Origin of the sequence: Bradyrhizobium sp. U531 (assembly GCF_051710265.1) — a bacterium.
In the GTDB taxonomy this organism is placed as follows: domain Bacteria; phylum Pseudomonadota; class Alphaproteobacteria; order Rhizobiales; family Xanthobacteraceae; genus Bradyrhizobium.
On sequence record NZ_JASVEN010000005.1, the window covers coordinates 44,918 to 57,371 of the forward strand.

Annotated in this window: 9 protein-coding genes; 7 read left to right on the forward strand and 2 right to left on the reverse strand. The window is 64.9% G+C overall.

What is annotated here, in order from left to right:
* Window positions 1-200 precede the first annotated feature (200 nt).
* The 5 genes from QRQ56_RS22710 to QRQ56_RS22730 all read left to right on the forward strand — a co-directional run bounded on the left by QRQ56_RS22710 (window position 201) and on the right by QRQ56_RS22730 (window position 5,039).
* Window positions 201-1,379, forward strand: a complete 1,179-nt coding sequence (locus QRQ56_RS22710) for a CgeB family protein (RefSeq protein ID WP_438743083.1) — start codon at window positions 201-203, stop codon at window positions 1,377-1,379.
* Between the two features lie 126 nt (window positions 1,380-1,505).
* Window positions 1,506-1,952, forward strand: coding sequence for a hypothetical protein (locus QRQ56_RS22715; protein ID WP_254121442.1), 447 nt, complete (start codon window positions 1,506-1,508; stop codon window positions 1,950-1,952).
* The gene (locus QRQ56_RS22720; RefSeq protein ID WP_438743085.1) at window positions 1,949-3,070 is read left to right on the forward strand and encodes a DegT/DnrJ/EryC1/StrS family aminotransferase; all 1,122 of its coding nucleotides are present in this window, start codon (window positions 1,949-1,951) and stop codon (window positions 3,068-3,070) included. The genes QRQ56_RS22715 and QRQ56_RS22720 overlap by 4 nt, the downstream gene beginning before the upstream one ends.
* Complete coding sequence (locus tag QRQ56_RS22725; RefSeq protein ID WP_438743087.1) at window positions 3,067-3,834, forward strand: class I SAM-dependent DNA methyltransferase; 768 nt, start codon at window positions 3,067-3,069, stop codon at window positions 3,832-3,834. Before QRQ56_RS22720 ends, QRQ56_RS22725 begins: the two co-directional genes overlap by 4 nt.
* Window positions 3,831-5,039, forward strand: a complete 1,209-nt coding sequence (locus QRQ56_RS22730; protein WP_438743088.1) for a glycosyltransferase — start codon at window positions 3,831-3,833, stop codon at window positions 5,037-5,039. Before QRQ56_RS22725 ends, QRQ56_RS22730 begins: the two co-directional genes overlap by 4 nt.
* 1,041 nt (window positions 5,040-6,080) lie before the next feature.
* Here the strand turns inward: QRQ56_RS22730 and QRQ56_RS22735 are convergent.
* Entirely contained in the window at window positions 6,081-7,661 is a 1,581-nt protein-coding gene (locus tag QRQ56_RS22735; RefSeq protein WP_438743090.1) for a hypothetical protein, read from the reverse strand.
* A 161-nt stretch (window positions 7,662-7,822) separates the two neighbouring features.
* Complete coding sequence (locus tag QRQ56_RS22740; protein ID WP_438743091.1) at window positions 7,823-8,524, reverse strand: hypothetical protein; 702 nt, start codon at window positions 8,522-8,524, stop codon at window positions 7,823-7,825.
* A gap of 144 nt (window positions 8,525-8,668) precedes the next feature.
* Here QRQ56_RS22740 and QRQ56_RS22745 point away from each other — a divergent pair, with 144 nt between their 5' ends.
* Both QRQ56_RS22745 and QRQ56_RS22750 read left to right on the forward strand, forming a co-directional pair.
* Window positions 8,669-8,830, forward strand: coding sequence for a hypothetical protein (locus QRQ56_RS22745; protein WP_438743092.1), 162 nt, complete (start codon window positions 8,669-8,671; stop codon window positions 8,828-8,830).
* A gap of 8 nt (window positions 8,831-8,838) precedes the next feature.
* Complete coding sequence (locus tag QRQ56_RS22750; RefSeq protein ID WP_438743094.1) at window positions 8,839-12,450, forward strand: autotransporter domain-containing protein; 3,612 nt, start codon at window positions 8,839-8,841, stop codon at window positions 12,448-12,450.
* Window positions 12,451-12,454: the final 4 nt, after the last annotated feature.

Below are 12,454 nucleotides of genomic sequence, written 5' to 3' on the forward strand. Positions count from 1 at the left end.
CGAACCCCACGGATTTTAACGGTATTTTATTACCTAAATCAGCGCTATTGGCGTTTATGGCCATAGCCGATACCACTCTGCGGGCCGTGCCCCCGGCAACGTGCCGCGCCCGGTCACCATGCTCACCCATGTCACCGCGATCCTGGTCCTGCTCTGGTACGTGACGCCCCGCAGCCTGTTCGAACCGAAGCCGTGACCCCGTGCGCATCCTGATCCTCAACGCCGACTATCCGCGCTTTCTCTCCTGGCTCTACCGGCGCCATCCTGGCCTCGAGAACGAGTCCTACGCCGTGCAGATGGCGGCGCGGAACGCCAGCCTGTTCGGCGTCGCAGATTTCTACTCGCGCAATTTCGCCGGCCTCGGGCACATCGCCGCCGACATCCATGTCAACAATCCCTGGATGCGGGCGGCCTGGGCGCGCGAACATGGCCTTGCCGTCACCGAGCCGCCGCCGCCCGGCGCGCCGGCCGCGCGCGATACCGTTCCCGGCTGGCTGCAACGCACGGTCGCGCCGTTCAAGCCGGTGCTGAGGCCGCTCGCGCGCAAGGTCGGACTCAGCCCGCGGCTCGATGCGGAAGCTGAAAATATCCTGCTGGCGCAGATCGAGGACTTCAAACCCGATCTCGTCCTCAACCAGGATCTGTTTCACGTCGACACGCTCCTGGCGCGCCGGATCAAGCAGATCGGCCGCCCGGTCCTGGTCGGCCAGGTCGGCATCTCGCCCTCGCGCGGCGAGGACTGGTCGGTCTACGACCTCATGATCTCGCAGATGGCCGCGGTGGTGGATTTCTTCCGCGCCCACGGCGCACGCGCCGAGGTCGTCCATCTCGCTTTCGAGCCCGGCATCCTCGACATCCTGCCTCCGCCGCCGTCGCAGAATTTCGACGTCACCTTCGTCGGCGCGGTCTCGGCGGATCACCAGCTCCGCGTCGCGCAGCTCGAAGCGGTGGCACGACGCTACGATCTCAAACTGTTCGGTAGCGGCCTGCAATCCCTTCCCGCCTCCTCGCCCCTGCATCGCTGCTATCAGGGCGAGGTCTGGGGCATGGAGATGTATCAAGCCCTGCGCGCCTCGCGCGTCACGCTCAATTCGCACATCGACATGGCCGGCCGCGAGGCCGGCAATGCGCGGCTGTTCGAAGCGACGGGCGTCGGCGCATTCCTGCTCACCGACTTCAAGGACAATCTGCATACGCTGTTCGAGCCCGAACGCGAGGTCGCGGCCTGGCGCACGGTCGAGGACTGCCTCGCGCAGATCGAACGCTATCTCGGAGACGACACGGCGCGCAGGTCCATCGCGACGGCGGGACAAGCCAGGACATTTGCCGCCCATACCTTCCGCCGGCGCATCGAAGAGATCCTGGCTTTCGTCGGTTAAATCCCGCTCGCGCGCACGCCGTTTGTCATGTTCGGTCCGCCCTTGACGGTCCCGGCCAAAATGGCCAAAGTGCACGGCAGCGCAACTATGTCACTCTAATTACAGCATTTTTTGTCGAGGCTAAGGATGGAACACGTCGAACATGTTCGATTCGGCGACCAGCTCTACGCGATCATCGTGCGCGCCTCGTTCCGCGAGCCGGGTATTCACTTCTTTTCGTCGCCGGAACTGTCGCAGCAGCTCGCCTATATGAGCCATCCGAAGGGCAAGAGCATCGAGCCGCATCGCCACAACAAGGTGACGCGCGAAGTGCACTACACCCAGGAAGTCCTGCTGATCCAGAAGGGCAAGCTCCAGGTCGACTTCTACACCGTCGAGGAAGAATATCTCGAAAGCCGCGTGCTCGGCGGCGGCGACATCATCCTGTTGTGCAGCGGCGCCCACGGCTTCAAGGTGCTCGAACCGCTCGAGATGTTCGAGATCAAGCAGGGTCCCTATTCCGGCGAGAACGACAAGACCCGGTTCGCCGAAGTCTCCCCGTCCGAAATCCGGATCAAGGGTCCGGGCCAGTGACCGCGCCGTTCATTCCCGTCAACACGCCGCTGCTCGACGGCAACGAAGCCGACTATCTCGCCGAATGCGTCCGGACCGGATGGATCTCCTCGGAGGGACCGTTCATCAAGCGCTTCGAGCAGGCGATGGCCGAGGCCGCGGGACGGCGCCATGGCATCGCGGTGACCAACGGTTCGGTCGCGCTCGACATCGCCGTTCATGCGCTCGGGCTCGAGGAAGGCTCCGAGGTCATCATCCCGACCTTCACGATCATCAGCTGCGCCGCCGCCATCGTGCGAGCCGGCCTCGTGCCCGTCGGGGTCGACTGCGACGCCGCGACCTGGAACATGAGGGCAGAGGGCGTGGAAGCCGCGATCACGCCGCGCACGCGGGCGATCATGCTGGTTCACATCTACGGTCTGCCGGTCGATCTCGATCCGATCCTCGCGCTCGCCCGCAAGCACGATCTGAAAGTAATCGAGGACGCGGCCGAGATGCACGGCCAGACCTATCGCGGTGCGCCCTGCGGCGGTTTCGGCGACGTCTCGACGTTCAGCTTCTATCCCAACAAGCACGTCACCACCGGTGAAGGCGGCATGATCCTCACCGACGACGATGCGCTCGCCGATCGGCTCCAAGGCTATCGCAATCTCTGCTTCCAGCCGCAGCAGCGCTTCGTCCACGAGGAGCTCGGCTGGAACGCGCGCATGACCAACCTCCAGGCCGCGCTGGGCGTCGCCCAGATCGAGCGCCTGCCGCGCACGGTCGAGCTCAAGCGCCGGATCGGCCGGCTCTATGACGAGCATCTCGGCGGCCTCAACAGCATCCGCCGCCCGGTCGCCCGCACCTCCTACGCCGACAACATCTATTGGGTCTACGGCATCGTGCTGAACGACGACGTCCCGTTCGATGCCAAGGAAGCGATGCGCCGCCTCGGCGACAAGGGCATCGGAACGCGGCCGTTCTTCTGGTGCATGCACGAACAGCCGGTGCTGCGCCGGATGGGCCTGATGCTCGACGAAAGCCATCCGAACGCGGAATACATCGCCCGCCGCGGTTTTTACCTGCCGAGCGGACTTGCCTTGACCGACGACGAGATCGCTCGCTCCGCCCAGGCGCTGAAGGAGATTTTGGCGTGACGGTGTTCGCCGACTACGCGCCCTGGTACGACCTCCTCTATCAGGACAAGGACTACGGCGCAGAGACGGCGTTCGTCGAAGCGCGCCTGCGCGACCACGGCGTTTCCTCGGGCAGGCTGCTCGATCTCGGCTGCGGCACCGGCCTGCACGCGCTCGCCTTCGCACGACAGGGGTGGAGCGTTGCCGGCATCGACCTCAGCCATGAGATGATCGCGAGCGCCAAGGCGCGCGCCGAACAGGCCGGACTATCGATCCCGTTCCGGCAGGGCGATGCCTGCGAGAGGGGCCCTGAACGCGACTTCGACGCAGTGGTGTCGCTATTCCATGTCGCGAGCTACCAGACCAGCCGCGATGCGCTGACGGCCATGTTCCGCACCGCGCATGCTGCGCTGAAGCCTGATGGCACGTTCTTCTTCGACTATTGGTATGGTGGCGCCGTGCTCGCGCAGGGCGTCGAGACGCGGGTCAAGGTGATCGAGCAGAAGCCGCTGCGCCTCACCCGCATCGCGCAATCCGACCATGACGAGCAGGCCGCGACCGTCACCGTGAACTACACGCTGTTCTGCGAGGACACCGACCGCGCCACGATTCGTCGCGTCGATGAAGCGCACCACATGCGCTACTGGTTTCCGTTCGAGATCGACGCGGCGCTTGCCGCGAGCGGCTTCGAGCCCGCGCTTCAAGCCGCGTGGCTGACGCAGGACGCCCCACACACGAAGAGCTGGGCGGCCTACGCCGTCGCCAGAAAGAGCGGCACGCCGTGAGACCGCTGCGGCTCGCCGTCATGCTGGAACAGGCGCTCGAGGTCGGCGGCGGCTTCCAGCAGCCGCTCAACGATCTGCTCTGGCTGCGCGACTGGGCCGCCAAGTCCGGCAACGAGATCGTGGTGTACTCGCCCTATCCGAAGACGCTGGAGATCCTGAAGGAGTTCGGCGTCGCGGCCAGCCTGCGCAAGTTCGGCGTGCTCGACTATGTCTTCCTGTTCCTGAAATATTGCGGGCCGTTCGATCTCGTCCAGATCGCGCTGAAGCTGAAATCGCCGTTCGAACGCGCGCTGATCCGCGACGGCATCGACGTCGTGCACTTCACTTCGACCTCGAAGCGGCACTTGCTGCTCTACGAGCTACCCTTCATCATCACGATCTTCGACGGCTGCCATCGCGACGCGCCGGAGTTTCCGGAAGCGAGGACCTTCGGCGAGTTCGAGCGCCGCGAGATGCTGTTTGGTCTTGCCAGCACCAAGGCGGCGGTGGTGATCGTCAACGCGCCCGAGCTGATCCACGACCTCTCGCGCCGCTACGCCATGGAACGGGATCGCGCGGTCTGCATCCCGTTCTCGCCCTCGGCCTACGTCGGCCAGTCCGCGCCTGCCGCTGCTGATGACGCGGCGGTGCTGGCGAAGTACCGGCTCGAGCCCGGCTACCTGTTCTATCCGGCGCAGTTTTGGCCGCACAAGAACCACATGACGCTGCTCGCAGCCCTCGCAAGCTTGCGCGAACGGGGCATCACCGAACGGCTGGTGCTGTGCGGTTCGGACCGCGGCGGCCGCGACAAGATCAATGCGGCGATCCGTACCTTTGGCCTGTCGAACCAGATCTCCATCATCGGCTTCGTCGAGTCCGCCGAGCTCGGCGCTCTCTATCGCGGCGCCGCAGCGCTGGTGATGCCGAGCTATTTCGGCCCGACCAATCTTCCGCCGCTGGAAGCCTGGGCGGTCGGCACGCCGGTGATCTATCCCGAAGCCTTCAGGGCCCAGGTCGGCGACGCCGCGATCCTGTTCGACTATGACGATCCGCGCTCACTCGCTGATGCGATCGTCACCCTCCGCACCGACGGCACGCGCGAGCAGCTGTTGGCAGCCGGCCATCTCCGGCTCGCGCGATTTGCTGAGGAAACCAAGGCCGGCCATCAGCAATTCGCCTGCCATTTGGAACGGCTGAAGCACCGGCTGGCGCTGACGCCGCGTTGACCCTAGATTTCTAGACACTTTCTTGGCCGAAAACGAGGTCAATTTCCGAATGCGGCCGCAATCATCATGTCACACAGACATCGCTGCGACCTTTCGTCCAGAAAAATATATGCCCGGCCCAGTTAAAAGCATCCTTCACAACTCCGGCGGGATTCGAATGATGGTCACCATCATGCCCTGCAAGCCATCCGAGCCACCCGTATACAAGCGAGTATTGAGGCATTCAACTTCTGACGCTTGTTGAAATGGATCGTGCCGCTGCCAAGGAACCCTTTCAGGGCCTGCCGCGGCTCCGGCGCAAGCTCCTCCGCATAGCTCAGCGGCGCATCCTTGTACTTCTTAAGGAAGCCGCCTCGGAGATGGTGGGGTCGCCATGTTTCGATCCGGCCCCTCATCGCATGGAGCCCGACTTCGATGGAGTTTGGCTACCCCTCGGTCGGTCGAACAGCGACGTGCCATCGCTCAATTTCGCCTGCGCCCGGAAACCTTTGTCGTTATGGTTCTGCAACGACTGTAGCAGATCCGACAGCTTGAAGGCGGGAACCTAGTCGTTCTGCGCACGTGCCAAAAAATGCTTTGAATGATTTGAAAGATCAACCTTGTCCACCGGATCGCTCGAAGAGCCGGATGCTGCGGCTGTCAATACGGAAACCTGCATCATCGCTCACGTCGCGGCTTCCGCAAGACATGACGCTACGGTGTCGGCGGCAGCAATTGTCCCGCTAATCGCACTCATGGTGGGTATCCTGCTATCTCGTCACGAACACGAGGGTTCCGTCAATCTTCGAATGTGGCAATCAAGGATTGCGTTACTTCCCGCGGCAACAGTGTGCGACGAATTAAAAAGACTAGCCGCGCTTCCAGTCGTGCGTAATTGGAACCAGTGGGCATTGAATTCTGCAAGAGCTGCCCGGCAGAGCTGGGCAGCAGGCTCACAGAGCTTGGTCAGACCAAGTTCTTGCTCGTAGTCGTGCGTTGGGGAAACCTGCTTCGCCTGCCGAACGGAGACGCAAATGAATACCGACCTGCTGCCATTGAGCACTAAGTGGGAATCAGCGCCCGCATTCGCTCGCGCAGGGTCGCATTCAACAACGGGCAGGCGAGCATGCCGATCGCAGCTAGCCAAATCGCGCACTCCACGACAAAATGGAAAGGCCCGCTTCCCGGCACGAGCGCAATGATGGCGAGGCCGATCAGCCAGCCTGACGTGACGATGACGACGGCCATGAGCAGTAGAAACGCGACGTGCCTGAAGGGCTGACGCAGGGTCTGCCGCATGACCATCAGCGCGAGCATACCGAACTGAACCAGCATGTCGCTTGCGACGACGGCGAGCGCCGCGCCGAGCGGTCCGAGCCGCGGAATAAGGATGAAGGACAGCACGAGGAAGACGACGAGCTGCAGTCCCTTGGTACGGAGCAGCAAATCACTGCGATTGCTGTGGTTGGCAAAGCCCAATGCCAACAGCGACGGCGCGACCACCGCCGAACCGAGCAGCATCGTCACCGTGAGCGGCTCGTCGTAAGGAATGCTGCCATGGGTCCACAGCGCGAAGAAATCAGGCCAAAACGGTAGCAGGCCTGCGACGATCAGGCAGGCAAGACCGGTCACGAACACGGAGCCATGGGCATAAAGCCAGCTCAGCCGCTCCTTGTCGCCAACCGCATAATCATGGCCGAGTTCGGCGGCGATTGGCAGCGTGACCTGGAGACAGAGACCGCGCACGAGACTCGCGATCACGCGCGTTAGGCCCCACTGCGCCACGGCGACGCGGTTCGTGACCAGCGCCGAGACCAACAGCACCGGGACATTGACCAGCGCAAGCTCGGTTATGTTGGCGACAGCAAACGGCAGCGCACGAATGAGCTGCCCGGCGCCCCAGCGCAGCGAAGGCATTGCGGCCTGCCGCCTGACGCCGCGGCGCAGGAACGGAAACAGTCGCGGCGCGTCGAAGGCGGCGAGGAAGATCGTGAACACCAGCTGCATCGACACGAAGGCGGTCACCACCGCGAGCAGGCTGCCGAACATCGCGAGCGCCGTAAGCTGCGCGATCTGGCCAAGCAGGAGTGCGCCGTTTTGCAGCCAAACCGTCCGGCCGTACTGGCCACGCACACGATAGAGGCCGGAGGCGAGATTGGCAGGCAAGGTAAGGAGCATGCCAAGCGTCATCACCAGCATCGCGGTATCGAAGGTCGGCGCCGCATCAAAGCCGAGCACCGTTGACGGCGGCGCAAAGTAGATCGCCGCGCACAACAGGATACCCAGCACCGTGACGACGGCAAGATAGATCCGCAGCATAGCCGAATAGAAATTCGCCGTGCGGCCGTTGCAATCGACGCAGGCCCCGAACGCAAGGAAGCGGTTGATCGCGCGCAGTTGCAGTCCGGCGTCCGCCACCACGACGAGATTGCCGGCCGCATAGATCGCGAGCCACGCCGCAAGCAGATCACCGGTCCAGACATGCAGAAAGGCGGGGAGGAGAAGCAGTTGCTGGGTCAGCCCTAGCACCATCTGGACCAGGTTCGCCGACCAGCCCTTACGCAGCCGGCGGCCGCGACCTGCGCCACCAAGACCGCTCGAACTGCCAGCTTCAGCGGGCGCGTCAATTTGCGTGTCGGACAAGCCGCATCCTTCCCGGCAAGCAATCGGCCCGGCGCGTACGAGCGCCAGTTAATTTCCGCAATGAAAGCGGCCAATTTGGCGCAATCGGAGTAGGACGTTGAAGGCACGTTTTAAGGCGGTTACAGGCAACACAAGCGTGCGGCGTGCTACGAAGATTGCTCTTAGAGCCCATCCGCCTCGCCGTTCTTCGGCGTCGAGCGCGGCACGAAAGGCGCGAACGACGTGTCGGTCGTGGTCGGCATGGTCAGCTTACCGCCAGCATTGGGCGGACCTGCCGGCGCACCGACCGGCGGAGCAGCGGGGGTTTCGTCCGGCCTCGGAAGCGCCAACACCTCGTTGCGTTCGCCCTGCTTGAGCGTCACCCCTCGCGGCTGAACATCGGTCAGCGACCAGCCGTCGAGCGATTCGCCCTGGCGCAGGCGCACGACCTTCTGGTCGTTGCGGTTGACGAAGATCGCAATAGCGTCACCCTCGCCCAAGACAGCCCCGACCAGCAGCAGCGGCGGCGGGGCATCGACCGGCTTCGGCGGTGCCGGCACATTGACCTCCTCGATCGGAGACGCGGCGACCGCGCGCGGCGGCGGCCGGCGCATGGCCGAAAAGATCGGGCGCTCCTGGGTCACGGTCAGTGCCGACAGTGGCACCGACCACAGCGGGTTGCCGCGGGCGACGGGCTTGTTGGGGGCCTGCTGCGCGGGCCGTGCGAACGGCCGCGTCGTGCCGACTTCGACGCTTTCGGCGGGGCCGCCCGCGGCATCGTCGGGCAGGATGTCCATGCGCGAGGACGTGGCGGCCGAGGTCGCGGCAATGCCATGCACCGCGCACAGCGCGGCCAATCCCATCGCTCTCAGCCAGCTGGGCATCGAAGTTCCCTTGCGGCCGCCAGCATCCGGCAAGCCTTGCGCAGCAAACTAGTTCCGATACGCCGCGCCATCAACCCGCTCCGTAGCCGGCGAACGGCGCGTTTTTCCGAGCGTCCATGTTGCGATGCATGAAATTGTTGCCCAATGGCCACGATCGCTGAAATTGCAAGCAAAACAGGCAGGAACCCTGCGCAAATCGACCGCCGTTCATTGCAGGAGATTGCGGCGCCGTGGAATTATCAAGCGCGCGGGGCTTCGGCCCGCGTCAAGTTGCGCGTTTTCCGACCAATTCCTTTGCTGATTTGAGAAGATCGATGGCTCGACCAACAATGGCGCGTGAAGGGATCGGACACTCGCTGCGGTCCGTGGTCCGCCACTCCCTGGCGACCTTGCTTGCAACCACCGCGCTCGGCATCGTCGCAGCTCATGCCGTCGACGGCACCTGGACCGGCGCGACGTCGACCGAGTGGACCGACGGCACGAACTGGAGTTCGACGCCCGACGTGCCCGACGGCACCGCCACCTTCACCAACACCGGCCCGAACACCGTCGACAGCAATGGTCTCGTCAACATCGGCGCCGTGGTGTTCTCGGCCGCACCGAACGCGCAGGCCTACACCGTCAACACCAACGACATCTTCGTGGTGAACGGCGCCGGCATCTCGAACAATTCGACCAACCCGCAGACGTTCAACGTCAGCTCGACCATGGTGTTCACGAATTCGAGCAGCGCAAGCGGCGGCAGCAATGTCGTGACGTACAACGTCAGCGGCGGCGGCATGAGCTTCAACGACACCTCGACCGCGGGCACGGCGTCGATCACCAATAACGGCGTCATCGAGTTCAACGGCAGCAGCAACGCCGGTACTGCGCAGATCACGAACAACGTCGTGTTGAACTTCAACGACACGAGCTCGGCGGGCGGGTCCACCATCACCAACGCTGCGACCGGCTTCGTGGCGTTCAATGCCTCGTCCACCGCGGGCACCTCGACGATCTCGAACAGCGGCTCGCTGTCGTTCGGCAATTCCGCCACCGCCGGCAGCTCGACCATCACCACCGAGCTCTTCGCCACCACGACCTTCACCGGCACGGCGACCGGCGGCAGCGCCCGCTTCATCACCAATACCGGCGGCACGGTCGACATCTCCGGCCTCACCAGCAGTGGCATGACCGCGGGCTCGATCGAAGGCGCCGGCAACTACGAGCTCGGCGCCAAGACGCTGACCACCGGCAGCAACAACCTCTCGACCCAGGTCGACGGCGTGATCTCCGGCGCGGGCGGCAGCCTGACCAAGGTCGGCACCGGCACGCTGACGCTCACGGGCGGCAACAACTACGGCGGCGCGACGACGGTCTCGGGCGGAACGCTGGCGCTGTCGGGCTTCGGCATCATCTCGGGCTCCAACCTCGTCACCGTGAACGCCACGCTCGACATTTCCGCGATCACCCCCTCCTTTACCTCCATCTCGACGCTCGCCGGAAATTCGGGCGGCGTCGTGAATCTCGGCACCAAGGGGCTCTTCGTCTTCAACGGCTCGACCGAGTTTGCCGGCGTCATTCAGGGCACCGGCGGCCTGGAAGTCGGCGGCGGCACGCAGACGCTGTCCGGCGCGAACACCTACAGCAATGTCACCCAGATCGACACCGGCGCGACGCTGGCGCTGAAGGGCGGCGGATCGATCGCGAACTCCCTCTACGTCGCATTCTCCGGCGCGGGTGCAACGCTCGACATTTCGCAGACGACGTCCGGGGCGCCGGTGACGCAGCTGTTCTCGTTTGGCACCAATGGCGTCGTGGCACTGGGATCGAAGACGCTCACGCTCACGGCGGGCAGCGGCACTGCGTTCGGCGGCGTGATCCAGGACGGCGGCATCGCCGGCGGCACCGGGGGCAACCTCGTCATCGCCAACGGAGCATTGCAGCAGCTCTACGGCACTAACACCTATACCGGCACGACGACCATCGCGTCCGGCGGCGAGCTCGACCTCGTCAATTTAGGCGGCAGCGACGGCAGCATCGCGACGTCGAGCAACGTCATTGCCAACGGCGTCTTCGACATCCAGAACCTAACCGCCGGCACCTCGATCAAGTCGCTGGCGGGCTCGGGCAACGTCAATCTCGGCGCCAACACGCTGACGATCACGGCGGGTAACGGCACCTTCGCGGGCGTCATCGACGATGCCGGCTTCGGCGGCGGCTTGACCGTGGCCGGCGGCACGCAGACGCTGTCCGGCGCCAACACCTATACCGGCGCCACCAATGTGAACGGGGGCACGCTGGTGGTGGACGGCTCGATCCTGAGCCCGACCAGCGTCGCCGCCGGCGGCACGCTCGCCGGCAGCGGCACGGTCGGCAACGTCGCCGTGAACGGCGGCACGCTCGCGCCCGGCAGCGCCGCGAGCCCGTTCGGCCCGCTGACGGTCAACGGACCGCTGACCTTCACCGCCGCCTCGACCTATCTGGTGCAGGTCTCCGCGACCAATGCCGGCCGCACCAACGTCGTGGGCGCGGCGGCGGATCTCGGCGGCGCGACGGTGCGCGCGAACTTCGCCTCGGGCACGCTCCTGAAGCAGTACACGATCTTGAACGCGACCGGCGGCCTCGGCGGCACCACGTTCAATGCGGCCGTCGTCTCCAACATGCCGACGGTCAGCGCGACGCTGAGCTACGATCCCAACAACGTCTTCCTCAACGTCAACGTCAATTTCGCGCAAGCCGGTGGCCTCAACGTCAACCAGCAGAACGTCGCGAACACGCTGACCAATTTCTTCAACACCACCGGCGGCATCCCGGCCGCCTTCGCCGCGCTGTCGCCGGCCGGGCTGACCACTGCCTCGGGCGAGCTCGGCACCGGCATCATCCAGTCCGCGATCAACGCCGACGGCCAGTTCCTCAACCTGATGCTCGACCCGACCGTGATCGGCCGCTCGGGCGGCTTCGCCAAGGCGGGCAGCGTGGCGCAGTTCGCCGAGAGCGACGATCTGAGCGCCTACGCCAAGATGCGGCCGGCCAATGCCCGCGAGCGCGAAGCCTATGCAATGGCGACCAAGGCGCCTTCGCTGTTGTCCGCGCAGCCGAGCAGCCGCTGGAGTGTCTGGGCTGCCGGCTATGGCGGCGCGGCGGACGTCGGCGGCAACGCCGCGGTCGGCTCGCAGGATCTCACCGCGCGGGTGTGGGGTGGCGCGGCCGGCGCCGACTACAGGCTTTCGGTGGACACGCTGGTCGGCTTCGCGCTCGGCGGCGGCGGGCTGAATTACTCGCTCGCCAACACGATGGGCTCGGGCTCGGCCGATCTGTTCCAGGCCGGCGTCTACGGCCGGCACAATTTCGGCCCGGCCTACATCTCGGCCGCGCTCGCCTATGGCTGGCACGACGTCACCACCAACCGCACCGTGGCACTCGCCGGTGCCGACCAGCTCCAGGCCCGCTTCAAGGCCGACACCTTCTCGGCCCGCTTCGAGGGCGGCTATCGTTTCGCAACGCCCTTGATCGGCATCACGCCCTACGCGGCCGCGCAGGTGACGAACTTCAACCTGCCGAACTATTCAGAAGCCAGCCTCAATGGTGGCGGACTGTTCGCGCTGAACTACGCCTCGCAGTCGCTCACCGACACCCGCTCCGAACTCGGCCTGCGCGCCGACAAGGCCTATGCGATGCAGAACGGTGTACTGACGCTGCGCGGCCGCGCCGCCTGGGCGCACGACTACAATCCGAGCCGCGCCGTCACCGCGCTGTTCCAGACCCTGCCCGGCACCTCGTTCGTCGTGAACGGCGCCAGGGTCGATGCCGACTCCGCGCTGCTCAGCGCCAGCGCCGAGATGAAATGGCTGAGCGGCTTCTCGATCGCCGGCACCTTCGACGGCGAGTTCTCCGGCAACGTCACCAGCTATTCCGGCAAGGGCGTGTTCAAGTACAGCTGGTGAGCGG

Bases quoted from the DNA above. Each gene is read 5' to 3' on its own strand.
- QRQ56_RS22715 (WP_254121442.1), top strand. From the start codon at position 1,506: ATGGAACACGTCGAACATGTTCGATTCGGCGACCAGCTCTACGCGATC.
- QRQ56_RS22740 (WP_438743091.1), bottom strand. From the start codon at position 8,524: ATGCCCAGCTGGCTGAGAGCGATGGGATTGGCCGCGCTGTGCGCGGTG.
- QRQ56_RS22745 (WP_438743092.1), top strand. From the start codon at position 8,669: ATGGCCACGATCGCTGAAATTGCAAGCAAAACAGGCAGGAACCCTGCG.
- QRQ56_RS22750 (WP_438743094.1), top strand. From the start codon at position 8,839: ATGGCTCGACCAACAATGGCGCGTGAAGGGATCGGACACTCGCTGCGG.